A 25038-nucleotide genomic window follows, 5' to 3' on the forward strand; every position below is an offset into this window, starting at 1 on the left:
CCTACCACATCGTCTTCTTCGCCCGCTCCGGCCATTCCTTGTCGTAGGTTTCGCCGTCGATGGTCTTGCGGCTGGTGATTTCCAGGATTTGTCCGGGCGTCGGCAGCGACTTCGGGTCGACGTGCCTTGCCGCATTCCAGAGCTCGGAGCGGACGATGGCCCGGGCGCATTGGAAATAGACCGAATCGATCTCGACGACGGTTACCGAGCGCGCCGCCTTGCCGTCCACCGTGAATGATGCGCACAGCGCTGTATCCGTTGTGATATGAGCGCGGCCATTGACACGCAGCGTCGTGCCGGAGCCCGGCACCAGGAACAGCAGGCCGACGCGTGGGTCGCGGATGATGTTTTTCAGCGAATCGGCGCGGTTGTTGCCGCGACGGTCCGGCATCATTAGCGTCTTGCCGTCGACGATGCGCACGAAGCCGGCGAGATCGCCGCGCGGCGAGCAGTCGAGCCCCTCCGGTCCACTGGTCGCCAGCGCGACGAAGGGCGAGGCTTCGATGAACGCTGCATATTCGGGGATGACATGGTCGAGTTCCTTGACCGTCGACGCTTCGCCGGGCAAACCGTAGAGCGCTTCGAGCTGTTCGACCGTGGTGATGAGGGGCATTTTCTCGTCTCCGAAACCTTTGCCGGCGCTACTCCAGATCCATGACGTTTTCGCGACAGGAAACGGGTGTCGACGCAACGATTTCTGGCGCAAACCGTTACGACCGTACAAAACGGACGCGGAGATCGAAATGGACAAAGCATTTGAACCGCGAAGCACCGCCATGGAACTTCTCGAAAACATGTTCGATGTCGAAATGCGCTTCCTGCGATCAGGGTCGGGCAACATCGATATGCTGACCGACGCCTTCCACACGGATGTCGTTGTGCATGAGCCGCAATCGCTCCCCTATGCCGGCGACTGGAAGGGCCTTGAAGGCATCGCAGCTCTTTTCCACAAGATGCAGGAAAGCTGGAGCAATGTAGCGGTGAAGAATCTTCAAGCCGCGCAAGATGATGACATCATCTTCATGAACTGCACGCTTTCGCTGACGTCACGAGCCAACGGCGTGACAATCAAGCAGCCGTTTGCCGAGGTGCTGCGCTTCAGGGATGGTCTGCTGTTGGAGGGCACGCCCTTCTACTACGATACGAGCGAGATTCTGGCGACCCTGGGCCAGCCGATGCGTGCGGCCAGGATGGCTTAACGGTCGCGGCTCAAGCCTTTTTCCGCAAGCTCCGCGAGATAGGCCTCCCAGCGCGCATCCTTCTCGTGGCCGAGCGTATGCAGGTAATTCCAGGTGAAGATGCCGGTGTCGTGGAAATCGTCGAAAGTGATGCGCACGGCGTAGTTGCCGACCGGTTCGATCTTGAGGATCGCCACATTGCGCTTGCCGGGAACCGTCACCCGCTGCTCCGGCGAATGGCCTTGCACTTCGGCCGATGGTGAGGCGACGCGCAGCAGCTCCGCCGGCAATTCGAACGGATGATGGTCGGGAAAGGTGACGGACAGAAGCTTGCGGTCCTTGGAGACCCTGAGCTCTTTCGGTGCGGTCATGCTGTTCGATCCCGTCTCATCCGCCCTTCCCTACCCCGCTTCGCCAAACGGGAAAAGGCCTGATGAGACCGACCGACATACGATGTCGGCTGAGAGATGTTACCAAAGATCGAGAGGCACTATCTTGAATGGCAGGCCGGATCGTATCACATAGCGATATATAACGACGCCGTTCACGGCCACGGGAAGCGCTTGAAGCATGGACATGATTGATCCTTTCGGCCGCACGATCAGCTATCTTCGCGTGTCGGTCACCGACCGCTGCGATTTCCGCTGCACGTATTGCATGGCCGAGGACATGGCCTTCCTGCCAAAGAAGGACCTGCTGTCGCTGGAAGAGCTCGACCGGCTGTGCACGGTTTTCATCGAAAAGGGCGTCAGGCGGTTGCGCCTCACCGGCGGCGAGCCGCTGGTGCGCAAGAACATCATGCATCTGGTGCGCCAGCTGTCGCGGCATCTCGCCAGCGGCGCGCTGGAAGAACTGACGCTGACCACCAACGGCTCGCAGCTGTCGCGCTTTGCCGCCGAACTCGCCGATTGCGGCGTCAGGCGCATCAACGTGTCGCTCGATACGCTCGATGCCGACAAGTTCCACAAGATCACCCGCTGGGGCCATCTCGACAAGGTCATGCAAGGCATCGATGCCGCGCAGGCGGCGGGGCTGAAGGTCAAGCTCAACGCGGTGGCGCTGAAGGATTTCAACGACGCCGAACTGCCCGAGATGATGCGCTGGGCGCATGGCCGCGGCATGGACCTGACGGTCATCGAAACCATGCCGATGGGTGAGATCGATGCCGATCGCACCGACCAGTATCTGCCGCTGTCGCTGCTGCGCGCGTCGCTGGAACGCCAGTTCACGCTGACCGACATTCCTTTCAAGACCGGCGGCCCGGCGCGCTACGTCGAGGTCGCCGAGACCGGCGGGCGGCTCGGCTTCATCACGCCGATGACGCATAATTTCTGCGAAAGCTGCAACCGCGTCCGGCTGACCTGCACCGGCACGCTCTATATGTGCCTGGGCCAGGAAGATGCCGCCGACCTGCGCGCGCCCTTGCGCGCCTCCGAAGGCAACGAGCTGGTCGCAGAGGCAATAGACGAAGCCATCGGCCGCAAGCCCAAGGGCCACGACTTCATCATCGACCGCCGCACCAGCCGCCCAGCGGTGTCGCGCCATATGAGCGTCACCGGCGGCTGACCTTTTCATGAAATTCATGCAAGATCGCTTCGGGATCATGACTTCGAGGCGAGCATGCGGCTGCACTCTTCATTCCTGGTCATTGCGACAATGGCAGCAACCGGTGCGGTCGCCGCGCCGTTCACCTATGTGAACGAGCGCTTCGGCACCGCCTGCACCTTTCCCGACGATGTCTTCACCGAGCGCCAGCCCGAGCCCGACAATGGCGACGGACAGCAATGGCTGAGTGCCGACGGTGCCAGTCTGATCTGCTCGGGCATCCTCAACATCGACGACGATACGCCGAAGGGTTTTGTGGCGGCCGAGAAGGCCAGCGATGACGCCGGCTACAAGGTCACCTACAGCAAGACCGGAAAGGACTGGGCCGTGCTGTCGGGCCTGAAGGATGGAAAGATCTTTTACGAGCGACGTCTGTTTGGGAAAGACGGCATCATCCGCACGGTCTGGGTCGACTACCCGCCGGCGCTGAAGTCGAAATACGACCCGCTGGTCGGCGTCATTGCCGACAGTCTCAAGGGGCCATGAAAATTTCGGATCACACCCCAGAAAAAGTCTTGTTTGCGAACCGCGGTCGGATTTACGGCCAGTCTGTTCCAGCCTAGCCTTTCCCTGGAAGCGGATCTTCGCTCACAGGGGGGAATACACCATGCGCAAACTCGTTCTTTCTCTAGCCTTGCTTGGTCTCGCGGCCATGCCCGCGGCGGCCCAGTCGATCGGCGGCACCTATACGGTCGCCGGCACCAACTTCGACGGCTCGGCCTATGACGGCGAAGCCACCATCACGCTGACCAGCGGGACGACCTGCGCGATCCATTGGGAGACGGGCGGCTCATCTTCCGACGGCATCTGCATGCGCAACGATGACGCCTTCTCCGCCGGCTATGTCATGGACAAGGACATCGGCCTCGTCGTCTACAAGGTGGCGGCGGACGGTTCGCTGCACGGTCTTTGGACGATCGCCGGCAAGGAAGGCAATGGCACCGAGGTGCTTACGCCGAAGAAGTAAGTTCGCCATCGCAGGCGATATTCTGGGCCACAAACAAGGCTGTGGCCCAGTCCTTTGCTGTTGCTGTTTCATGCCTGACTGTTACAGGCTTGCTGCCTAAAGCGCATCGCGTTGAACGGATTCAGGCAGCGCGCTTTAGGTCTTTGTTTCCTATGCATGTCGTTTCCCAAAACCGAGGTCACTTTTGGGCGACCTGCATTAGCAGAACCGGTAGCCGTCTTGCCCCTGTCACCAAATCTTCGCGGCGCGTTGTTCATGATGGTGGCGATGGCCGGCTTCACCCTCAACGACGCCATCACCAAATACTCGTCGCAATCGATGAACATGGCGCAGGTCATGTTGATCCGCGGGGCTTTCGCTTCGCTTTTCGTCGGCTTGCTCGCCTGGCAGCGCGGCGCTCTCGCCCGCCCGGGCTCGATGCTGCAGCCTCTGGTCGCCTTGCGCGTGATCAGCGAGGCGGGCGCAACGGTGAGTTTCCTCGTCGCCCTCGCCCATCTGCCGATCGCCAACGTTTCGGCGGTGCTGCAGGCGCTGCCGCTGGCGGTGACGATGGGAGCGGCACTTGTCTTTGGCGAGACTGTCGGCTGGCGGCGTTGGCTGGCCATCGCCATCGGATTTGCCGGCGTGCTGATCATCGTGCGGCCGGGCTTCGAAGGGTTCAGCATCTACTCGCTGTCGGCGCTGGCCAGCGTCGCCTGTTGTGCGGTGCGCGATCTCGCCACCAAGCGGATCCCCAAGGCCATCCCGACATTGCTGGTGTCGACCGCGACCGCGTTTGCCATGACTGTTGTCGGTGCGGCGCTGTTGCCGACCATGGGCGGCTGGACGCCGATGACGGGCAACAGCACGGCCTTGTTGGCCTTGGCCGCGGTGCTGGTGCTCATCGGCTATCAGTCCATCATCATGGCGATGCGGGCGGGCGACATCTCCTTCATCGCGCCGTTCCGCTACACGGCTCTGATCTGGTCGATCCTGCTTGGCCTGTTCATCTTCGCCGACATTCCCGATCTGCCGATGATCGTTGGTGCCACCGTCATCATTGCCTCCGGCCTCTATGCGCTCTACCGCGAGCGCGTGGTCGGCCGGCGAAAGATCGTCGCCGAAAGCACGGGGCCGAGCATGGTTCCGGACGGAATCTAACCTGACCCGTTGAAGGGTTCTTGTGATTTTCGGCGGCTGGCGTACAGGCTCGATAGCATGAAGCGAGACATTGCGGGGATCATCCTGGCCGGTGGCCAGTCGAGGCGGATGGGCGGCGGCGACAAGAGCCTGTTGCCGCTTGGCGATGGCTGCCTGCTTGACCAGGTCGTCTCGCGCTTCACCCCGCAAATAGAATCGCTGGCGCTCAGCGCCAATGGCAACCCTGCACGATTCCTGCGCTTTGGACTGCCGGTGCTTGCCGACAGCGTGTCCGGCTTTGCCGGGCCGCTCGCCGGAATCCTGACCGGCCTCGAATGGGCTGCGGCCAATACGTCTTGCAAGGCGATCGCCAGCGCCGCCGGCGACACGCCTTTCCTGCCGCTGGACCTTGTCGAGCGTCTGGCAGCGGCCGCCGATCAAAGTCCCGGTTCGATTGCCGTCGCCTGTTCGGCCGGCAAGCGGCACCCGACCTTCGCGCTCTGGCCGATCGGCTGCCGCGATGCCTTGCGGCACTTTCTGGTCGATGAGGATATCAGGCGGGTTTCGGCTTTCATCGACCGGCACGGTTTTGTCGAGGTGGAGTTCCCGGTTCCGCAATCGGCGGGTGTCGACCCTTTCTTCAACATCAACGAACCGGACGATCTTGTGTCTGCCGAGCGTCTGTTGCAGAGCATCAAGCCATGAACAGACGCGTCTTCGGCATCACCGGCTGGAAGAATTCCGGCAAGACGACCTTGACCGAAAGGCTGGTCATCGAACTTGTCCGGCGTGGCTGGAAGGTGTCGACGGTGAAACACGCCCATCATGATTTCGACATCGACAAACCGGGCGCCGACAGTTTTCGCCACCGGCAGGCCGGTGCCACCGAAGTCGCGATCGTCTCCGGCGTTCGCTGGGCACTGATGCACGAGCTGCGCGGCGAGGACGAGCCGACATTGGAGACTGTCCTGTCGCGGCTTGCCCCTTGCGACCTCGTGCTGGTCGAGGGCTACAAGCGCGAAGCCCATGACAAGATCGAAACTCGCCGGCTGGATGCGAAGGACCGTACGCCGCTTTCGGCGGAGGATCCCAACATCGTCGCTGTCGCCGCCGATTTTGCGATTGAAGACGAGCGGTTGCCGATATTCGATCTCGACGATGCAAAATCGATAGCCGACTTCATCGAGCGCACCACCGGGCTCGTTGCTTGAGCGCTGACGCAACGGCAGAATAGCCTTGCCCATTTTTACGGTTTTGCAGTTGCTTTTTTCTTGGAAAGAGTGGGAGTATCGCGCCAGCGGGCGGTCAAAAGCACCGCCCCACAGAGCCGTTCGGAACGACGGCCGGGACCATAAAGAGAGGACCATCATGCGTATTTCACTGCGTATCGCGCTTGCCGCATCGGCCGCGCTGCTGACGCTCGGCGTCGCCCAGGCCCAGGAAAAGACCCTGAGGATCGGCACCGAAGGCGCCTACCCGCCTTTTAACAACCTTACCGCCGATGGCCAGCTCGTGGGCTTCGACATCGACATCGCTAAGGCGCTTTGTGATGAGATGAAGGTCAAGTGCACCTTCGTCGCCCAGGATTGGGACGGCATCATTCCCGCCCTTCAGGCCGGTAAGTTCGACGCCATCGTCGCCTCGATGTCGATCACGCCCGAGCGCAAGGAGAAGGTCGACTTCTCGAACAAATACTACAACACGCCGTCGGCGCTCGCCGTGCCTAAAGACAGCACGCTGAAAGGCGTGACCAAGGAAGATCTCGCCGGCAAGACCATCGGCGTCGCCACCACCACGACGCATTTCAACTATGCCTCGAAGACCTACACCGACAGCACCGTGAAGGGCTATCCGAGCAGCCCCGAGGAGCAGGCAGATCTTGCCAATGGTCGTCTCGACGCCATCGAGGACGACATCGTCGTGCTGCAGCAGTTTCTGGATTCGCCTGACGGCGCCTGCTGCAAGATCCTCGGCCAACCGTCGCCGCAGCCGGTCGAGATCTTCGGGCCTGGCGCCGGCATTGCCGTGCGCAAGGGCGAAACCGACCTGGTCAACAAGCTCAACTCGGCCATCGACGCCATTCGCGCCAATGGAAAATACAAGGAAATCAACGACAAGTACTTCAAGTTCGACGTCTACGGCGCCGAGTCCTGATAAATACGGGGTCAAGACGGCGGGGAATTTCCCCGCCGTCTTTCTATTCGTCTCAGGAACGCCGTGGGGGTAAGACCGGTCGATGCCAGCCCAGAGCATATGGACACTTCTCAGTTGGGGACCCGAAGGCTGGCTTGACGATATTGCCTATGGCGCCCTGATCACCATTGCGCTTGCGCTTGCCACGCTGCCCATCGGATTGACGATCGGCTTTTTCATTGCACTCGCCAAGCAGTCCGAAGAACCCTCGTTGCGCCTTGCCGCCAACATCTACACCACCGTCTTTCGCGGCCTGCCGGAGCTGGTGACGCTTTTCCTGTTCTTCTTCGGCATGCCGATCCTGCTGCAGCATCTCGTCAGGTATTTCCGGCCGGACACCACCGTCGACGTCAACAGCTTCGTCGCTGGAATGATCGTGCTTGCACTGATCTTCTCGTCCTATGCCAGCGAGGTTTTTCTTTCCGCCTTCCGCGCCATTCCCAAAGGCCAGTATGAGGGCGGCTATGCCATCGGTCTTTCGAACTGGCTGACCATGCGCAAGGTGATCGTGCCGCAGCTGCTGCGCATCGCGTTCCCCGGACTGGAAAACTGCTGGCTCAGCCTGCTCAAGGACACGTCGCTGGTGTCGGTCGTCGGCTTGGCCGAGACACTGCGCAATGCCAGCATTGCCGCCCGCGTCACCAAGCACGCTTTCCTGTTCTTCGGCGTCGCCTCCCTGGTCTTTCTTGCCCTGGCCGTCCTGTCGTCCTTCGCCACCAACGCGATTCTGCGCTCGCTTGGCCGGCGGGAGGCCCAGCGATGAGCGCCGCGGCCACGATGGTCGAACGTCCCCCGCCACGGGCGCGCGGCTGGCCGCGCAGGCGTATCGCCGGTTACGCGCTGGTCTGCCTGTGGATTTTGTTCGGCATTGGCATCGTCAGCTATCTCTTCCTTGCCTGGAATCCCGATTTCTTCGCCAAATATGCGCCTGCCTATTTGCGAGGGCTTGGGGTAACGCTCGCGCTGGTTTCCATATCTATGGTGCTCGGCGCCATTCTGTCGGTGCCCGTCGCTTACGGGCGCATGTCCAAGAACCGGATCCTGTCCGGCCTCGCCTATTGCTACGTTTATTTCTTCCGCGGCACGCCGCTGCTGGTCCAGACCTATCTGGTTTATTACGGATTGGGCTCGTTCCGCGTCGAGCTCCAGTCGGTCGGCCTCTGGGATTTTTTCAAGGACGCGTTCAATTGCGGCGTCTTTGCCTTTGCGCTCAACACCGCTGCCTACCAGGCCGAGATTCTGCGCGGCGCCATCGAGAGCGTGCCAAGAGGGCAATGGGAAGGGGCGGCATCGCTTGGCCTGCACAAACTGCAGACCTTGCGCAAGGTCATCCTGCCGCAAGCCTTGATCGTCGCCTTGCGGCCCTATGGCAACGAACTGATCCTGATGGTCAAGGCGTCCGCCATCGTCGCCATCATCACGGTCTATGATCTGATGGGCAATGCAAAGCTCGCCTTCGCCAACTCATTCGACATCCAGGCCTATATCTGGGTCGCGCTCGTCTATCTAGTGATGGTCGAGATATTGCGTCATGGCGTCGAATGGATCGAGCGCCGGATCACCGTTCACCTGAAACGCTGACTATTTTCAATTCAGCTGCACCCGTCGATCCTGCCCTACGCATCTTGACGAATTGCGCGCAGAGCCTAGACGTCTCGCAGCAAATTCCGTTTCCATTCTGAAGGGCAGGCTCATGGCATCCGTTGCATTTCTCGGTCTTGGCGTGATGGGCTATCCGATGGCCGGGCACTTGAAGAACAAGGGCGGCCATGACGTCACCGTCTACAACCGCACCAAGGCCAAGGCCGAGCAATGGATTGGCCAGCATGGTGGCAACCTGGCAGTGACGCCGGCGCAGGCCGCCGAGGGCAAGGATTTTGTCTTTTCCTGTGTCGGCAATGACGACGATTTGCGTTCGGTGACGACCGGTCCGGAAGGCGCCTTCAAATCGATGAAGAAGGGTTCGGTCTTCATCGACAACACCACGGCCTCGGCAGAGGTCGCTCGCGAGTTGGCGGCGGCAGCGCAAGCTGGCGGGTTTTCGTTTCTCGACGCGCCGGTCTCGGGCGGCCAGGCCGGCGCCGAGAACGGCGTGCTGACCGTGATGGTCGGCGGCGAGCAGGACGCTTTCGACAAAGCGAAGCCTGTCATCGACGCTTTTGCCCGCATGATCGGCTTGATGGGGCCGGCCGGTGCCGGCCAGCTCACCAAGATGATCAACCAGATCACCATAGCCGGCCTCGTCCAGGGTCTGGCCGAAGGCATCCATTTCGGCAAGCAGGCCGGACTCGACATCGAGAAGGTGATCGAGGTGATTTCCAAGGGCGCCGCGGGCTCCTGGCAGATGGAGAACCGCCACAAGACGATGAACGCCGGCAAATATGATTTCGGCTTCGCCGTCGACTGGATGCGCAAGGATCTCGGCATCTGCCTGGCCGAGGCTGACCGCAATGGCGCCAGACTGCCGGTCACCGCACTCGTCGACCAGTTCTACAAGGATGTGCAGGCGATGGGCGGCAAGCGCTGGGACACGTCCTCGCTGCTCGCCCGTCTCGAAAAATAAGGTTTCTGCGGTGGCAGAGCTCTCGCCTCAATCCAGTGCCGCGGAAATCGTCGCCCATCTTCGCGCTATCGGATCGGAGGAGAGCCGCCTCGGCATGTTGCGCTATGGCATCAAGATCGACCGTGCGCTTGGCATCTCGCACGGCATGCAGCGGCAGATCGCCAGGAAGATCAAACGCAACCACGCGCGCGCCTTCGAGCTATGGGACACCGGCATCATGGAGGCGCAGTTCATTGCCTCCGTCACGGCTGACCCGAAACGGTTTTCTGCTGGAGATGCAAGACGATGGGCGGCGAGTTTCGACTCCTGGGACATCGTCGACGGCGTCTCCGACCTTTTTGTCGATACGGACGCCTGGAAGGAACTGATCAGTGAGTTCGCGGCGGACGAACGGGAATTCGTTCGGCGCACGGCCTTTGCCATGATGGCCTGGTCTGTCGTTCACCGGAAGAAGGAGCCCGGGGCGACCTTTCTCTCCTTCCTGCCGATCATCGAAATGCATGCTACCGACAGCCGCAATTTCGTGAAGAAGGCCGTGAACTGGGCGCTTCGGTCGATCGGCAAACGATCGATGGACATGCACGGTGCTGCCCTAGCTGTCGCTGAACGACTAGCGCAGTCGGCGGACAAGACGGCGCGCTGGATCGGCAAGGACGCCGTAAGGGAGCTGACCAATGCCAAGACGCTCGCGCGGATCGCCGCCAGGAAAGTCTGACGGCGCGGAAATCCGCTTTCCGGCATGTCTGGTTCTCGCCGCCTTGTGATGCAGCTGCCGACACGTGATGCGGCGGGAGCGTTGACGTCGTTGACAGCGGCGTCTTTACTTGAGCCTCAAAGGAAGCGGCCAATGAGCAATCCTCTAAAATCAACCATAGTGCTCGCGGCTGCGTTGTTTGTGTCCGCTGCCGTCGATGCCTCGGCCGAGACCGCGCACATATTCTGGAAGGATCTCCGTCCGGCTACGCAATCCGCCGCCGAAAATGTCGGACTGCCGATGATCGCGGCAAAATTGCCCGACCATGGCGAGACGCTGTCCCTCAACCTGCAGGACAGAAGCATTCAGCTAGCCGGCTACGCATTGCCGGTCGATCGCGACGGTGATCTCGTCTATCAGTTCCTGCTGGTACCCTGGACGGGTGCCTGCAGCCACATGCCGACGCCGCCGCCCAACCAGATTGTCCTGGTCACGCCGGCCCGTCCCTACAAGATGTCCGAGGCCTATCAGCCTGTCGCGGTCACCGGCGCGCTGAAGCCGGACATGGAGAAGAGCCAGCTGTTCGTCCTCGACGGCGTCAGCGTCATCCAATCGGGCTACACGGTGCGCAAGGCAGACGTGGCCGCCGTCGACAGTGTGCCGGACACCATCACCTTGCCGGTGAACTCGCCCTGGAGTTTCCTCAACAAAAAGAAGAACTAAGCGGAACGACCTTGTGTGAGATCAAGCTCACGCAGCGTTGGCGCCCGATTCCTTGTCCAGCACCATGTAGTCGAGCGGGATTTCGGTCGTGTACTTGATCTGCTCCATGGCGAAGGACGACGACACGTCACGGATTTCGATCTTGGCGATCAGCCGCTTGTAGAAGGCGTCATAGGCGGCGATATCGGGCACCACGACGCGCAGGAGATAGTCGACGTCGCCGCTCATGCGGTAGAACTCGACCACCTCGGGAAACTCCTGGATGACTTCCGAGAAACGCCGAAGCCATTCATGGCTGTGCGAATTGGTGCGGATCGACACGAAGACGGTGACGCGCACATTGACCTTTTCATGGTCGAGAATGGCAACGCGCCGCTTGATGACGCCCTCTTCCTCGAGCTTCTGGATGCGCCGCCAGCAAGGCGTCGTCGACAGCCCGACTTTCTTGGCGACATCGGCGACCGCGAGTGTCGCGTCCTCCTGCAAGAGGCGGAGAATTTTTCTATCGAGGCGATCCATATCGTGCTCCCAAAGGAATAGAATGCCTATACTCTGCCTTATCCAGGCCATTCACAAGAAAGAAATTCTGCCGATCAGGCAAAAAGCGAGTGATTTCTTGCTGAAAGGTCAGCCGAGGCGATAGCGGATTTCCGAACGCAGAAAAGGCAGCAAATCCATTTCAAACCATGGATTCTTCTTCAGCCAGCCGGTGTTGCGCCACGAGGGATGCGGCAGCGGCAGCACTTTCGGACCGACGGAATTCTCCCAGATGGAGCGCCAATCCATGACCGTTTCGGTCAGTGAGGGCCGGCGCGCCGCACCCATGTGCCAGGACTGCGCGTAGATACCGATCGTCAGCACCAGATCGATCCGTGGCATCGAGGCCATCAAAGGTGCGCGCCAGGCCGCCGCGCATTCGCGCCGCGGCGGCAGGTCTCCCCCCTTGGCATCCTGGCCGGGAAAGCAGAAGCCCATCGGGACGATGGCGAATTTTTCGATGTCGTAGAATTCGTCGCTCGTCACATCAAGCCAACTGCGCAGGCGGTCGCCGGAGGCGTCGGTGAACGGCATGCCCGACAGATGCACCTTGGTGCCGGGCGCCTGGCTGGCGATCAGGATACGGGCGCTGGACGATGGGCGCAGCACCGGCCGTGGTTCATGCGGCAACGGCTTGCCGGCCGGATTTTCCACGCAGATACGGCAGGCGCGGACCCTGGCGACGAGGTTTTCGAGTTCGACAGTCATTCTCAGGCTGATGCGCTCGGCCGGCTGGAGACAGCCTGATGCCAGCGCAACACATTCTCGCATTCATCCGGCACCGTGATGCGTGCCGGCTTCATGAAGTCGACAGCGATCAGGCCGGTGATGTCGGCGATCGAATAGCTGTCACCGGCGATGAACTCCCGACTGCCCAGTTCGCCGTCCAGCAGCCTGAGGAACGCCACGGCCTTCGGCTTGTTGGCCTCACCCCATTCGGGGACCTGCGGGATTTCCCATTCCTTCATGGCCGGATGGATGTGCCGGAAAGCCTGCGCGACACAGTTGAGCAAATTGAACTCCATCCGTCTCTGCCACATCTCGACCTGCGCCTTGCCGAGTGCGCCACGCCCGAACAGGGCCGGTTCGGGATGCAGCTCCTCGAAATAGCGGCAGATGGCGACGGATTCGGTGATGACGGTGCCGTCGTCGAGTTCCAGTATCGGCAGGCGTTGCAAGGGATTGCGCGAACTGACCGCCTGTTGCCTGTGTTCCAGCGCCCCCATGTCGATGGGCACTTGCGGAACCTCGATGCCTTTCTCGGCCAGGAAGACGCGGACCCGCCGCGGATTGGGCGCCCGGCCACCGTCGAAGAGCTTCATTCCATCCTCCTGTTCGTTCTGGGTTCCAGTTCCAGGATGCGCATCACCAGAAGCGAAAAATCTCGCGCACGGCATCGCCGATCGACGCCAGTGTGCCGTGCTTCTTCTCGACGACTTCGCCGTGATGGCTGTCTCGCCAATTCTGCGGCTGATCGAATGTTCCCGCCCAGATGCCGGCCTTTCCCGCGCGCGCGATGGCTTCCTCGCTCTCGAAGTCGCCATAGGCAACCGCCCAGCCCGCCTCGACCTGCGCGCGGTTGAGATCCTTGCCGCCGGCGGTGCAGTCGCCAAGCAGCCGGCCATAACGATCACGCTGCCAGCCGGTACAAGAGACGGGCTTGCCGGCGATCAGGCGAACGAGCGACTGACGCGCAAGCGTGCCGCAGGAATAGTCCGCGCCGTTCTTGCGGCAGGTTTGCGTATACTCCGGAGCATCGATGCCGCGCATGCGTATACGCTCGGTGCCAAGCGTGATCGAATCGCCGTCGTTGACGATGGCCGCGCCTTGCGTCTTGCGTGTCTCCACCCGGTCGAGGCGTGCCGCCAGCAGGATCAGCAGTCCGAGGATGATGACGGCAAGCCCGTAATCCACCAGCCGGCGCCACAGGCTTCTGGGTGGCGCAGCGTATCGCCGGCGCGGCCTTGGCGACCAGGATCGGCTCATATGGCAAACGGTTGGTTAATCATTCGAACGTAGCTTAACACTTGGAAACCGCTGCTCGCATAAATTGAAGTTTTGATGCCCTTGCAACGCTCGAACACAGCGGACAAGTTCATTGTGGACCGCAGGAAACCTCATCGCAACAGCGATGTGGCGCGCGCGGTGCGCAAGACGCGTGACCGCCTTTCGCAGCAGGCCGGCAATCCCGACTTCGATCGCGAACTGCTGAAGCTGCATGCCCGCGCGATGACAAGCGGCGCCATCGCCATCCCGCTTCTTGTTCTGGCGATTGCCGCGGCTGGCCGGCTGGCCGGAATCGGCAACGAGATCGGGCTTTGGGCCCTGTTCACCCTAACCTGCTACACTATCGTTGCCTTCATGGCGCGGCGCATCGAGCGCACTGAAGCTTCCGAGCTCAACCCTTTGCAAGCACGACGGGAATTCCTGATCGGCCATTTCCTGTGCGGCCTCGGTTGGGCATGGTTCGTCTGGCTTGGCTGCAGCGTCTGCGAGGTCGACGAGTTCCACCTGGTCAAGGCCGTCGTGCTGCTGTTCGCCATGGCGGCGACCGCGGTGATGACCTCGTCCCTGGGCGGGGCGCTGTTGGCGACGTTTGCCGTTCCCGTGGCGCTCTACGCCTATGCCGGCGCCAAGCTATGGATGCCGGTTGAGGCGATCATGGCCGGGCTGCTGATCGCGTCGCTGCCGTTCTTTGCCTATGTGGCCCATCATCTCAACCGCTCGTCCCTGATGGTGTTGTCGTTCCGCTCCGAAAAGGATGCGCTGATCGCCGAACTGGAGACGGCGAAATCGATGTCGGATGAGGCGCGGCGGCGGGCGGAAGACGCCAATCTGGCGAAATCACGGTTCCTCGCTTCGATGAGCCACGAATTGCGCACGCCGCTCAATGCCATTCTCGGTTTTTCCGAGGTGATGTCGAACGAGGTGCTGGGACCGATGAGCAATCCCACCTATCGCGACTACGCCCATGACGTCCACGAATCCGGCCAGCATCTGCTCGACCTGATCAACGAAATCCTCGACCTGTCGCGCATCGAGGCCGGCCGTTACCAGCTCAATGAGGAGCCAGTGATGCTGCTTGGCGTCGTCGAGGACTGCTGCCACATGATGGAGTTGAGGGCGCGCAACAAGGATATCCGTGTCGTCCAGGATTTCGAACACGAGCTACCGCGCCTTTTCGCCGATGAGCGTGCGGTGCGACAGATCACGCTCAACCTTCTGTCGAATGCCATCAAGTTCACCGCCACCGGCGGTGAAATCCGTGTCCGCGTTGGTTGGACCGCGGGCGGCGGACAATATATTTCGATCAAGGACAACGGGCCGGGCATACCGGAAGACGAGATCCCGATCGTGCTTTCCGCCTTCGGCCAGGGCTCGATCGCCATCAAGAGCGCCGAGCAAGGCACCGGCCTTGGCCTGCCGATCGTGCAAGGGCTGCTCGCCATGCATGGCGGCGAGTTCGAACTTCATTCCAAGCTGCGCGAAGGGACCGAGGCGATCGCCATCTTCCCGCTCAGCCGGGTGATGGAGGAACTGCCAGCACTGCCGACCGCGGCGGTGGCGGCTCGACGACGGTAATACAGCAAGACTCTAGCCGCGCACCGCCGCAGCCATGCCCGAACTGGTCAGCACGGCGGCCTTGACCAGACCCGCGGCAAGGGCGGCCCCTGTCCCTTCGCCATGGCTGATGCCCAGATCAAGCAACGGGTGCAGCCCGAGCCGTTGGGCGGCGCGTGCATGCGCGGGTTCTGGCGACAGGCTTGCCAGGAGGCAATGATCGAGCGCGGCGGGATTGACGCCATGCAGCACCGCTGCGGCTGCCGTCGCGGCCACTCCGTCGAGCAGCACCGGGATCTTCTGCATCCGCGCGGCAAGGATGGCGCCGGCGATCGCCGCGAATTCACGGCCGCCGACCCGGCGCAGCGCCTCGAGCGGGTCGCCGAGATGGCCGCCATGAAAAGCCAGCGCCGCATCGACCACGTCGGCCTTGCGTGCCTGCATCGCCGCATCGGCGCCCGACCCTGGGCCGACCCAATCGGCGCCCCTGCCCCCAAACAGCGCCGCAAACAGGGTGGCGGCGACGGTCGAGTTGCCGACGCCAAGATCGCCGAGACACAAGAGATCGGTGCCACCGGCGATCGCTTCCATGCCGAAGGCCATGGTGGCGGCACAGCCACGCTCGTCCAGTGCGGCCTCTTCGGTGATGTCAGCGGTCGGGATGTGCAGGGCAAGATCGAAAACCTTCAGCCCGAGATCGTAGGCAATGCAGATCTGGTTGATCGCGGCACCTCCGGCGGCGCAAAGTTCGACCGCGTTGGCGGTCGCCGCCACCGGCCGTGGCGAAATGCCGTGGCGCGTGACGCCGTGATTGCCGGCAAAGACCGCCATCAGCGGTCTTGTCACCGCGGGCGGAGCCCTCCCGCTCCAAGCTGCCAGCCAGGCGGCGATGTCCTCTATACGGCCAAGCGAATTGCCTGGTTTGTCGGCCTTGGCAAACAGCGAGCGCACGCGGGTCTCGGCTGCCGTGTCGGCCGCCGGCAGATTGGCCAACAGGTTGCGAAAATCGTCGAAAGGCAGTGCGCTGGTCATCTTGTTATCGATCATTCCCTGGAGTTGGTGAGCGGCATAGCCGCCTTGCGGGGTTGGCACAACCTCCGGGATGATGGATCTGCATTTGCCGCAAAGCCGGCCCCGAAGGGCGCAATCGCGAGGGCTTGCATTGGCTTTGCCGTTGCACCATGTGAGGTGGAACAAGGGATTCCGGATGGAAACCCAAGAGAAAGTCATGACGGCCATCGAATCCCCGTGCATCCTGGTCTGTTCGATCGACGTGAAAACCGGCTTCTGTTTCGGTTGCGGTCGCACGCGCGAGGAAATCGGCGCCTGGATGGGGATGACGACGGAAACGCGCCGCAGCGTCATGGCGCAATTGCCGGCCCGGCTGGAAACGGTCGAGCGCCGGCCGCGCCGGGAAACGCGCCGCACCCGCATGGCGCGCGAACGCGACGCGCTATCGTGAGGTGCGGATGAGCCGGTTGTTCTGGGTCTTGATGGCCGCGATCGGGGTGGGAGCAGTCCTGCTCATGCTCAACGATTCCGCCGGCAGCACGCTCGGCGTGGAGAACAACGATTTCAGCCGGCTGATCTGGCTCGGCGCCTTTGGCGCCCTTATCGGCGCCGGCCTGCTTCGCTCAGGCAGGCCCCTGGGCGCCATGGCCCGCAATCTCGGCGCCTGGGCGGCGATCGCACTCGCGCTGATCGCCGGTTACCAGTATCGCTATGAGTTGCAGGATGTCGCCAGCCGGGTGACCGCGGGCCTTGTTCCCGGCAGCCCGCTTGCGCTTGGCGTCGAAGACGGTCACGCCACGGTGACGCTCGACAAGGCGGACAATGGCCATTTCGAAGCGCGCATCCTGGTCAATGGCAACCCGGTCCGGGCCGTGGTGGATACCGGCGCGACCAGCACCGTGCTGACGTCGCAGGATGCGCAGGCCGCCGGTTTCAATCCGGCCGCGCTCAACTACACCATACCGGTTTCGACCGCCAACGGCATGGCCCGCGCCGCGGCCGTGAAAACCGATCAGATTGCGATCGGCGGCATCATGCGCAGAGATATGTCGGTGATGATCGCCGCACCCGGCATGCTCAGCCAGAGCCTGCTCGGCATGAACTTCATCGGTTCATTGTCGGGTTTTGACGTGCGCGGCGACCGCATGATCCTCAGGGATTGATCCCCAAAGCTCAAGCCGCTTCGGCTGCTGCTCCACCGAACTCGACGGCCGCGAAAGCCGTCTTCAGCACGTCCGGGCCGGCGCCGGGTTTTGTCGCATCGGTGGACAGGATCTGCCGGTAGCGGCGCGCGCCGTGCAGGCCATGGAACAGTCCGACCATATGGCGGGTGACATGGCCAAGCCGCCCACCCTGCTCGATATGGCGTGCCGCATAGTCCGCCATCGTATCGATCAGCGCGGCGAAATCGAACGGCTCGGACTGGACGCCGTAGAAAGCGGCATCGACGCCGGCCAGAATGCCGGGCGTGTGGTAGGCGGCGCGGCCAAGCATGGCGCCGTCGACATGGTCGAGATGCGCCAACGCCTCTTCGATCGTCTGAATGCCGCCATTGATGCCAATGAATTCGTTATGTTTTCGGGCCTTCAGCCGATAGACCCTTTCGTAGTCGAGCGGCGGGATGTCACGATTTTCCTTGGGGCTCAATCCTTCCAGCCACGCCTTGCGTGCATGCACCCACAATGCGTCGGCGCCGGCATCGAAAACTCCATCCGCCAGCGCATCGAGGGCCGGCTCCGGATCCTGCTCGTCGACGCCGATACGGCATTTGACGGTCACCGGGATCTTCACCGCCGCTTTCATTGCTGCGACGCAGCCGGCGACGAGGTCCGGCACCTTCATCAGGCAGGCGCCGAACGTGCCCGACTGAACGCGGTCCGACGGACAGCCGACATTGAGGTTGATCTCGTCATAGCCAAAAGCCTCGCCGATGCTCGCCGCTTCGGCAAGTTTTTCGCGATCCGAGCCGCCGAGCTGCAGCGCGACCGGATGTTCCACTGCATCGAAGCCGAGCAGCCGCTCGCGTGCGCCATGGATGACCGCGTCGGCCACTACCATCTCGGTGTACAGCAGCGCATGGCTCGTCAGCTGGCGGTGGAAGAACCGGCAATGCCGGTCCGTCCAGTCCATCATAGGCGCAACGGAAATCCTATGGGCTTGATTTATCACGCTTTTTCTCGTATTTTCAGGGCCTTAAAACGTGCACACGTTCGCCGTTTGTACGACACGATATCCGTCAGTTTTCGCATTTTGTACCCCTCCCTGTGCACACAGCGTGCACGAAAAAGAGACCACCCATGGCATCCATCAACAAGTTGGCTTCCGGCAAGTGGCGTGTGCAGGTTCGCTGCAAGGGCCACTACCTCAGCACCAGCTTCTCGCTTCGCAAGGACGCCGAGATGTGGGCACGCCGAATTGAGCGAGAAATCGACCTGGGTCAGAAGCCCGCTCCCAAGCACAAGGACGGGATCAAAACGGTCTCCGACCTGATCGACCTGCATATCGCCGATATGACGGAAGTTGGCAAGTTGATCGGGCGTTCGAAGGCATTCAGCCTGGACCTGCTACGAGCCAGGCTCGGAAGGCTCAACATCGCGGATCTCAGTCGCGAACAGGTCATAAAGTTCGGCAAGGAACGAGCCGAGGAAGGCGCCGGACCTGTCACCGTTGGAATAGACATCGGATACATCCGGACATTGCTGGTGCACGGCGCGGCTGTGCATGGACTGCCTTATTCAGCGGAGCCGGTGGAACTTGGTCGTGTCGCCCTCGCCCGCTTGGGTCTTGTTGGCAAGGGCAACGAACGCGATCGGCGGCCGACACTTGGCGAGATAGAGGCCCTCATCCGGTACTTCAGAGAAAACAACTTCCAGATTATCCCCGTCGACAAGATCATCCGCTTTGCGATCGCCACCGCCATGCGGCTCGGGGAAATCTGCAACGCCACGTGGGAGGACCTGAACGACCGCAACAACACCCTGCTGATACGAGATCGCAAGGACCCACGCCACAAAAAGGGCAATCACATGCGCATCCCGCTCCTCGATGTGAGTGGTTACGACGCCCGCGCGATCCTCGAAGAGCAGCGTTTCTCCACTGAGGGAAAGGGACGCATCTTCCCCTACAATGGGAAGTCGGCCGGAACCGCCTTCCGACGTGCCTGTCATGAACTGAAGGTCGAGGATCTGCACTTCCACGACCTGCGTCACGAAGGCACAAGCCGCCTGTTTGAAGCTGGCTTCACCATCGAGCAGGTCGCCATGGTCACCGGGCACAAGGATTGGAAGATGCTCCGCCGCTATACCCACTTGAGGCCGGAGCAACTTCATGTGATCGCGGCGAGGCTTCAACAGACACCGCCACATACGGAGTTGCGGCAAGCAATCGGCTAATACCACTTTGCCAGACATCCGCCGTTGCTGGGAGGACAACGACGAATCCAGGATGGATTGAGCGACGTTGTCACGGGTCGCAAGGATTGGAAGATGTTGCGTTGATATACTCATCTTAGCCGGAAACCCTGCACACGATCCGAGCTGCGAGGACAGCCTAGCCGACCGCCAATAAATTGGCGCTTCCTAAGGAAACCGCAGGCCGCTCCGTGGAAAACGCAGCGATGATCGCCTCGAGCGAGACATTCAATGCGCTGGAAAAGGTCCGGCCCTTCTGCCAAATCGCAACGTAGTGATAGAGCGCGGACGGCTCCACTGGCCTTATTCCCAAGTGAAACGCAGCGTACTCACGCGCGATAATCTCGTTGGTTATCGAAATGCCTAGGCCAGCCGAAACGTATCCGGCTTCGTGACCGTTGCAATCGAATTCCACCAGTATGTCCGGCTCAACGCCGGCGAAGCGCAACGCGTTGAAGTTCATTTGGTGGGCGGCGAACTGCGGATCGATATCGACGATCGTTTCGCCTGCCAGGTCGTGAGCCTCGATACAGGTCTGTTGCGAGAAGCGATGGTCGGGATGGAAAATGCATACGTTTCGTGCCGACCCGAGCGGCGCCCATTCAAACAGCCGTGGATCCAGGGGCAATCTCGAGATTCCAAGATCCGCCCGCCCAGACAGGATGTGCTCGCCGATCTGTTCGTAGCTTCCCGAAATCGACCGGATATTCGAAGCGGTCTTTGAGTGGATAATCGCCACGACCTTGGGCAAGGTCACGAACCCGAAAACAGAAGGCGCGGCAATCGCAATCCGTTGCTTTTCCTCGTTCTTCATTGCGAAGATCGACGCTTCCAGCCGATCCAGGGACGTCAGGGCAAGTTCTACGTTTCGCAGGAGTTCCCAGGCTTCCTGCAAGGGGACGATGCGGTTGGCTGATCTGTTGAAGAGTGTGATGCCGAGCGTGGTCTCGAGTTGCTTCACATGTTGACTGACGGCCGGCTGGCTTATCCCGAGTGCTGCCGCCGCTCGCCTTGTCGAACCAGCCCGCAACACTTCTCTGAAGACCTTCAGTTGACTCAGCAGGCGCCGGATCTGCTGCGGCTCCTTCGACCAGGAGTTTTCGAGCGCCTCCCAGACCTGCTCCTGACGGGCGTGATCGTCGGTCACGGTAAAGGCCATGAGCTGCTCGAGCTGCATGCCCTCCTGCTCGTAAACCTCGTGCAGCTTGGCCGAAACCTTAGCGAGCCGCAGACGCTGCTGCACGAACGTTGCGGATACGAAGAAGCGTGCCGCGATCTCCTCGCGGCTCGCGCCCTGGTCGTGCAGGGTCTGGAAGGCGCGAAACATGTCGAGCGGATGCAAATCTTCGCGTTGAAAATTCTCGGCCAGCGAATCCTCCTCGATCGGGATCGCGCTGTGGACATCGCTGACGACGCAGGGAACGGGCTCGGTCTTGACCATGCGCTTTTGCTTGACCAGCAGTTCCAGCGCGCGATAGCGGCGCCCGCCAGCCGGCACCTCAAACATTCCGGTCTCGTTGCCCTCGCCATCCAACACTGGCCGGACGTTGAGGCTCTGGAGCAGGCCACGCCGTGCGATCGAGGCGGCGAGGTCCTCGATCGTTTCCCCGCGCTTGATGCGCCGGACATTGGACTGGCTCAGCATCAGCTTGTTGAAGGGGATATCACGCGAGGCGTTGAGGGTGATCTTCTGCTTGGGCGTAACCATGTGGACTGTCTCCGCGACGGGCGGCCGAGACTCTCTCGACCTCCAAACCCGTCACAAAGGAAGGCGCAGCCCTCTCACTCCGAGGACTGCGCCGCACGCGAATCTGAAGGAACACAAGACCGCAGACACGACTTTGCGCATTTGCGGCTTTGCGGATTTCAAGCTGAGATCTCACCCGCCCTCCCAACCAAGCTGGGCGGCCTGGTAGAGGACGCGTTCGGCGTCGCGAATGCTTTCGGCCCGGCGAGCGGCCTCTGCCCAGACCGAAATCGGCAAGTCGGTGGCAAAGAAGATGTCGCGCTCGATGCCCATGCCGAAGGGCAGCCGGATCGACGTCATCTCAAGGAGCGAGAAACGGCCCAACTCGGGACAGCCGAGATCGGCGAGACCGAACATGGCGTCGCCATCGGCATCCAGCTCGGTCGCGAGCCATGTTCCTTCGCCGAGCGGGTTGAAGAGCTTCACCACCGGCACGTGATCGGCGTCGCGCTCGCGGCCATTGGCGAGCAGGCGCTCGCGCAGCTCGTCGGTGAGGAGGTTCATGCCGCCCTCCTGTCGATCTCGGCATCTTCGACCTCGGCCGGGTCTGCCTTGGCTGCCCCGTCAGGTTGCGGTAGCAAGGCGAGCAGCCAGTCGGCCGCCTTGCTGGCCTGGGAGGCCGCGCGAACGATGGCGCGGTTGTCTTCGCGCAGGACCTCGAGCCATGAGGCCAAGTAGTCGGCGTGGCGCACGGTTGGCACGATGCCAAGCGAGGCGCAGCAGAAAGCTGCGTTCATCTCGGCGACCAGTTCCTCGAAAGCATATCTCTTGGTGCCGAAGGCGCCGCCGAGGTCGCGGCCGACGCGGGAGGCATGGCCGGTCGCATGACCAAGCTCGTGCAGGGCGGTGCGGTGCCAGTCGATGGTCTCGAAATAGGCCTGCGGGGGCGGCACCCGGACGTAGTCCTGCGCCGGCACATAATAGGCGCGATTGCCACCGATGCGGAAATCGATACCTGTCGCCTTGATCAGCGCCTCGACCGCAGGCTCGATCAGTCCGGGCTCCGGCGCAGGCGGAGCCGCGGCCAGATCGTCGGGCAGATTTTCGCATTGCGCCACGTTGAACACGATGAAGCGCTTCAGGAACGGTATGGCCTGTGCTGCCTCGCCGGTCTCCCGCGCGCGCTTCTTCTCGTCGTCAGGGATGAAGCGATCGGCATAGACGACGGTGGTCCCGTGTTCGCCCTTGCGGATATGGCCGCCCAGCGATAGCGCCTGGCGGAAAGTCAGCCAGCCCTGGACGGGAAAGCCATGCTCGACGACCGCACCCCACAGGATCAGCACGTTGATCCCCGAATAGGCGCGGCCGGTGGCGGCGTTGGCCGGCATAGCGAGGGGCGCTCGCGCCGCCGTCGTGCCCCAGGGCTGCACCCAGGGAAAGCGGCCTGCTTCCAGCTCGGCGACGATCTTGTTGGTGATATCGTCATAGAGGCTTCTTCGGTCGGCGCCGGCGTGAGCGTAATGTCTGGACATCGCGGTTCTCCGCGACGGGCGCCGGAGGCCTCTCCACCAGCTCTCAACCCGTCACGGCAAAACGGTCCCTACTCTCACTCTAGACGGCGTTGCGGGGCTCCCCGCAGAAGGGGCGATGCTCTCGAATTTGGGGCAAAGGCGCTCCGCGCCAAATCGGCAAGTGTCGCTGATCATCTAGTATGGTTATTGCTACCGGACTGCGTGGCGGATGCGGTCGGTAAGCGTTTGTTCAACGTCGAAATAACCTTCCCAGGCTTCGGGCAACTGAGCCCGCGCGGCGGCGGCGAAAACATCGAAACCGTTGGCGCGTTCGCAGGTGGGCAATTCATCCCAGCTGACGGGCACCGCGCACGACGCCCCCGCGCGTGCCCGAGTCGACCAGGGGCAGATTGCAGTGGAGCCCTGCCCGTTGCGCAGGTAATCGAGAAACATTCGGCCTTTGCGCTTCGCCTTGCTCATGTTGGCGACGAAGCGCGACGGATCTGTACGGGCCAGTAGTTCGGCGAAGTCTTGGCAGAAGCTTTTGACCTCGTCCCAGTCTGCCTCCGGGACGAGCGGCACGACCACATGAACGCCCTTGCCGCCCGACAGCAACGGCCACGACTGCAGTCCAAGCGCTTCCAGAATGCCCCGAATGTCGAGGGCTGCCTGCTTGACGGCAGTGAAGCCCAAGCCCTCGTCGGGGTCGATGTCGAAGATCATGCGGTGCGGCAGATCCGGCTGCTGACGACGGCTTCCCCAGATGTGGAATTCGAGCACATTCATCTGGACGCCTGCGATCAGCCCGGCCAGGTCATCGACCCACAAGATGCGGCTTTCCTTACCGGACATCTTCTCCAACTGACCGTCATGGATCGCCTTGGGCATGCCTGGTAGTCTGTGCTTCTGAAAAAAGGTCTGCTGCAGATCGCCGTCGGTATCGCGCACCAGCGAAAGCGGCCGATCCTGGATGTGCGGCAGCATCTTCTCGGCGACCACGGCGTAGTAGGCGGCGAGTGTGGCCTTGGTCACCTTGGTTCCGGGATACATGACCTTGTCCGGATGCGTCAGCTTGACGCCCACAGCAGCGGCGATCTCCTTGCCGATTCCCGGATCGAGATTGGCGGAGCCAAGAGTTGTCGGCGTCTTCGGCATCTCCATCACCACCTGGTCGGCCCGCTTGTCTTCGCGCATGCCCTCAAAGCTCGGATGCCGCAAGCTGCCGTCCGGTGTCACTTCGGCATAGGTGACTTCGGCGACCAGCTCGGGCTTTACCCACCGGGCACGGCGGGCAATGTCTCGCGGAACAGAAGCGAAAGCCGGCTTCTCAACACGGCGTTTCTCGAGCTTCGCGAGGATGTCCTTGCGCATCGCCGCGGTGAACCCCGTGCCGACGCGGCCGCGATAGATGAGCTGGCCATTGTCGTAAGTGCCGAGGATTAGCGAGGCCATGCCCTGTCCTGTGTCACTTGGGCGGTAGCCGCCGACAACGAATTCCTGTCGCTTCGTGCACTTGATCTTGAGCCAACTCCGGGTGCGGTCGCCGACGTAGGAGCTGTCGGCGCGCTTGGCGATGACGCCTTCGTGGCCGGCCTCGCACATGGCGTCGAACACCCTTTTGCCCTGGTCGACTATGTGGCTGGAGAATTGCAGGCAGTCGTCAGGGCGGCGAGCGCCCAGCAGGGACTCAAGTCGCTCCTTGCGCTCGATGAGCGGCTGGTTCGATAGATCTTCGCCATCGAATTCAAGCAGATCGAAGGCGTAGAACTTGAGCGGCATACCTGCGGCAATGCCGGTTTTCAACATGGAAAAATTCGTGCGGCCCTGGCTGTCTATGGCCACGATCTCACCATCGATCAGCACCGAGCCTTTGGTCAGTTTCTGAAGCGGCGGCAGGATGACCTTGAACTGTCGGGTCCAGTCGTGACCATTGCGGGTATAGACGACGACGTTCGAGCCGGAGATGGCGACTTGGGCACGATAGCCGTCGAACTTCATCTCGAAGAGCCAATCTCCGCCGACCGGTATGTCGTCTGTCAATGTGCAGAGCTGGAACGACCGAAACTCCGGCAGCGGATAGGTAGGGATAGATTCTGAGTCTCTGCGCCGTGTGCGCCTTTTGCTGAGGGTGCCATCTACAGCCGCCATGCGGAACTCGGATACATAGTCCGATTCAATACCCTGCCTTGGATTCGGTTCCATGCCCAAGCATCTACGCGACGGCGACCGGCGGCGCTCTAAGGAAGAACGGCGTATAAACCGTAGTCCTGCGCGCGTCC

At 61.7% G+C, this 25038-nt stretch carries 29 protein-coding genes and 1 pseudogene; 17 read left to right on the forward strand and 13 right to left on the reverse strand.

Features of this window, described 5'->3' with window-relative positions:
* Position 1: 1 nt before the first annotated feature.
* Positions 2–613, reverse strand: a complete 612-nt coding sequence (locus EOA16_RS17160; protein WP_127259326.1) for a pyridoxamine 5'-phosphate oxidase family protein — start codon at positions 611–613, stop codon at positions 2–4.
* A 130-nt stretch (positions 614–743) separates the two neighbouring features.
* Between EOA16_RS17160 and EOA16_RS17165 the strand changes: the two genes are divergently transcribed.
* Positions 744–1199 carry a nuclear transport factor 2 family protein gene (locus EOA16_RS17165; RefSeq protein ID WP_127259327.1) on the forward strand — a complete coding sequence of 152 codons (456 nt, stop codon included), beginning with the start codon at positions 744–746 and terminating at the stop codon, positions 1197–1199.
* Here EOA16_RS17165 and EOA16_RS17170 read toward each other — a convergent pair.
* The gene (locus EOA16_RS17170) at positions 1196–1549 is read right to left on the reverse strand and encodes a DUF971 domain-containing protein (protein ID WP_127259328.1); all 354 of its coding nucleotides are present in this window, start codon (positions 1547–1549) and stop codon (positions 1196–1198) included. The two genes, EOA16_RS17165 and EOA16_RS17170, sit on opposite strands and share 4 nt — an antisense overlap.
* A gap of 199 nt (positions 1550–1748) precedes the next feature.
* Between EOA16_RS17170 and moaA the strand changes: the two genes are divergently transcribed.
* From moaA to EOA16_RS17230, 12 genes are all read left to right on the forward strand, one after another.
* Positions 1749–2744: a GTP 3',8-cyclase MoaA gene (moaA, locus tag EOA16_RS17175; protein ID WP_127259329.1), complete on the forward strand. Its 996-nt coding sequence runs from the start codon at positions 1749–1751 to the stop codon at positions 2742–2744.
* A gap of 54 nt (positions 2745–2798) precedes the next feature.
* A complete protein-coding gene (locus EOA16_RS17180; RefSeq protein WP_127259330.1) occupies positions 2799–3269 on the forward strand; it encodes a hypothetical protein in 471 nt (156 codons plus the stop codon).
* A 121-nt stretch (positions 3270–3390) separates the two neighbouring features.
* Positions 3391–3750, forward strand: coding sequence for a hypothetical protein (locus EOA16_RS17185; protein ID WP_127259331.1), 360 nt, complete (start codon positions 3391–3393; stop codon positions 3748–3750).
* Between the two features lie 219 nt (positions 3751–3969).
* Positions 3970–4890 carry a DMT family transporter gene (locus EOA16_RS17190; RefSeq protein WP_127259332.1) on the forward strand — a complete coding sequence of 307 codons (921 nt, stop codon included), beginning with the start codon at positions 3970–3972 and terminating at the stop codon, positions 4888–4890.
* Between the two features lie 57 nt (positions 4891–4947).
* Positions 4948–5574: a molybdenum cofactor guanylyltransferase MobA gene (gene mobA, locus EOA16_RS17195; protein ID WP_127259333.1), complete on the forward strand. Its 627-nt coding sequence runs from the start codon at positions 4948–4950 to the stop codon at positions 5572–5574.
* On the forward strand, positions 5571–6080 hold the full coding sequence (gene mobB / locus EOA16_RS17200) for a molybdopterin-guanine dinucleotide biosynthesis protein B (protein ID WP_127259334.1): 510 nt from the start codon (positions 5571–5573) through the stop codon (positions 6078–6080). The genes mobA and mobB overlap by 4 nt, the downstream gene beginning before the upstream one ends.
* 157 nt (positions 6081–6237) lie before the next feature.
* Positions 6238–7023, forward strand: a complete 786-nt coding sequence (locus tag EOA16_RS17205; protein ID WP_127259335.1) for an ABC transporter substrate-binding protein — start codon at positions 6238–6240, stop codon at positions 7021–7023.
* A gap of 82 nt (positions 7024–7105) precedes the next feature.
* Complete coding sequence (locus EOA16_RS17210; RefSeq protein ID WP_127259336.1) at positions 7106–7825, forward strand: ABC transporter permease; 720 nt, start codon at positions 7106–7108, stop codon at positions 7823–7825.
* A complete protein-coding gene (locus tag EOA16_RS17215; protein WP_127259337.1) occupies positions 7822–8643 on the forward strand; it encodes an ABC transporter permease in 822 nt (273 codons plus the stop codon). Before EOA16_RS17210 ends, EOA16_RS17215 begins: the two co-directional genes overlap by 4 nt.
* A gap of 112 nt (positions 8644–8755) precedes the next feature.
* Positions 8756–9625: an NAD(P)-dependent oxidoreductase gene (locus EOA16_RS17220; RefSeq protein WP_127259338.1), complete on the forward strand. Its 870-nt coding sequence runs from the start codon at positions 8756–8758 to the stop codon at positions 9623–9625.
* A 10-nt stretch (positions 9626–9635) separates the two neighbouring features.
* Positions 9636–10340, forward strand: coding sequence for a DNA alkylation repair protein (locus EOA16_RS17225; RefSeq protein ID WP_127259339.1), 705 nt, complete (start codon positions 9636–9638; stop codon positions 10338–10340).
* Between the two features lie 132 nt (positions 10341–10472).
* A complete protein-coding gene (locus tag EOA16_RS17230; protein ID WP_127259340.1) occupies positions 10473–11042 on the forward strand; it encodes a DUF3299 domain-containing protein in 570 nt (189 codons plus the stop codon).
* Between the two features lie 27 nt (positions 11043–11069).
* Here EOA16_RS17230 and EOA16_RS17235 read toward each other — a convergent pair whose 3' ends face one another.
* The 4 genes from EOA16_RS17235 to EOA16_RS17250 all read right to left on the reverse strand — a co-directional run bounded on the left by EOA16_RS17235 (position 11070) and on the right by EOA16_RS17250 (position 13565).
* Positions 11070–11561, reverse strand: coding sequence for an Lrp/AsnC family transcriptional regulator (locus EOA16_RS17235; protein ID WP_006205209.1), 492 nt, complete (start codon positions 11559–11561; stop codon positions 11070–11072).
* A gap of 108 nt (positions 11562–11669) precedes the next feature.
* A complete protein-coding gene (locus EOA16_RS17240) occupies positions 11670–12350 on the reverse strand; it encodes a uracil-DNA glycosylase family protein (protein ID WP_127259341.1) in 681 nt (226 codons plus the stop codon).
* The gene (locus EOA16_RS17245) at positions 12290–12901 is read right to left on the reverse strand and encodes a glutathione S-transferase (protein ID WP_127259342.1); all 612 of its coding nucleotides are present in this window, start codon (positions 12899–12901) and stop codon (positions 12290–12292) included. The genes EOA16_RS17240 and EOA16_RS17245 overlap by 61 nt, the downstream gene beginning before the upstream one ends.
* A 43-nt stretch (positions 12902–12944) precedes the next feature.
* Complete coding sequence (locus EOA16_RS17250) at positions 12945–13565, reverse strand: thermonuclease family protein (RefSeq protein WP_127259343.1); 621 nt, start codon at positions 13563–13565, stop codon at positions 12945–12947.
* Positions 13566–13640: 75 nt separating this feature from the next.
* Between EOA16_RS17250 and EOA16_RS17255 the strand changes: the two genes are divergently transcribed.
* Complete coding sequence (locus tag EOA16_RS17255) at positions 13641–15161, forward strand: HAMP domain-containing sensor histidine kinase (RefSeq protein ID WP_127259344.1); 1521 nt, start codon at positions 13641–13643, stop codon at positions 15159–15161.
* Positions 15162–15173: 12 nt separating this feature from the next.
* On the opposite strand, the gene EOA16_RS17260 is transcribed toward EOA16_RS17255, so the two are convergent.
* Positions 15174–16172 (reverse strand): nicotinate-nucleotide--dimethylbenzimidazole phosphoribosyltransferase, encoded by a 999-nt coding sequence (locus EOA16_RS17260; RefSeq protein WP_127259345.1) that lies wholly within the window; start codon positions 16170–16172, stop codon positions 15174–15176.
* A 196-nt stretch (positions 16173–16368) separates the two neighbouring features.
* Between EOA16_RS17260 and EOA16_RS17265 the strand changes: the two genes are divergently transcribed.
* Both EOA16_RS17265 and EOA16_RS17270 read left to right on the forward strand, forming a co-directional pair.
* Positions 16369–16602, forward strand: a complete 234-nt coding sequence (locus EOA16_RS17265) for a DUF1289 domain-containing protein (RefSeq protein WP_164754294.1) — start codon at positions 16369–16371, stop codon at positions 16600–16602.
* A 7-nt stretch (positions 16603–16609) separates the two neighbouring features.
* The gene (locus tag EOA16_RS17270; protein WP_127259347.1) at positions 16610–17314 is read left to right on the forward strand and encodes a TIGR02281 family clan AA aspartic protease; all 705 of its coding nucleotides are present in this window, start codon (positions 16610–16612) and stop codon (positions 17312–17314) included.
* A gap of 10 nt (positions 17315–17324) precedes the next feature.
* Here EOA16_RS17270 and dusA read toward each other — a convergent pair whose 3' ends face one another.
* On the reverse strand, positions 17325–18320 hold the full coding sequence (gene dusA, locus EOA16_RS17275) for a tRNA dihydrouridine(20/20a) synthase DusA (protein WP_127259348.1): 996 nt from the start codon (positions 18318–18320) through the stop codon (positions 17325–17327).
* A 128-nt stretch (positions 18321–18448) separates the two neighbouring features.
* Here dusA and EOA16_RS17280 point away from each other — a divergent pair, with 128 nt between their 5' ends.
* Positions 18449–19543, forward strand: coding sequence for a site-specific integrase (locus EOA16_RS17280; protein WP_127259349.1), 1095 nt, complete (start codon positions 18449–18451; stop codon positions 19541–19543).
* A 157-nt stretch (positions 19544–19700) separates the two neighbouring features.
* On the opposite strand, the gene EOA16_RS32900 is transcribed toward EOA16_RS17280, so the two are convergent.
* The 5 genes and pseudogenes from EOA16_RS32900 to ligD form a co-directional block, all read right to left on the reverse strand.
* Positions 19701–20594, reverse strand: coding sequence for a LysR family transcriptional regulator (locus tag EOA16_RS32900; protein WP_348630329.1), 894 nt, complete (start codon positions 20592–20594; stop codon positions 19701–19703).
* 18 nt (positions 20595–20612) lie between these two features.
* Positions 20613–21269: pseudogene (locus tag EOA16_RS32905) on the reverse strand (ParB/RepB/Spo0J family partition protein); the annotation flags it as partial.
* A 171-nt stretch (positions 21270–21440) separates the two neighbouring features.
* Positions 21441–21812 carry a DUF2958 domain-containing protein gene (locus tag EOA16_RS17290; protein WP_127259351.1) on the reverse strand — a complete coding sequence of 124 codons (372 nt, stop codon included), beginning with the start codon at positions 21810–21812 and terminating at the stop codon, positions 21441–21443.
* On the reverse strand, positions 21809–22780 hold the full coding sequence (locus EOA16_RS17295) for a zincin-like metallopeptidase domain-containing protein (protein ID WP_127259352.1): 972 nt from the start codon (positions 22778–22780) through the stop codon (positions 21809–21811). Before EOA16_RS17295 ends, EOA16_RS17290 begins: the two co-directional genes overlap by 4 nt.
* Positions 22781–22969: 189 nt before the next feature.
* Complete coding sequence (gene ligD / locus EOA16_RS17300) at positions 22970–24961, reverse strand: DNA ligase D (protein WP_348630326.1); 1992 nt, start codon at positions 24959–24961, stop codon at positions 22970–22972.
* Positions 24962–25038 lie beyond the last annotated feature (77 nt).

The sequence above is a fragment of the Mesorhizobium sp. M7A.F.Ca.US.008.03.1.1 genome, from assembly GCF_003997495.1.
Taxonomy (GTDB): domain Bacteria; phylum Pseudomonadota; class Alphaproteobacteria; order Rhizobiales; family Rhizobiaceae; genus Mesorhizobium.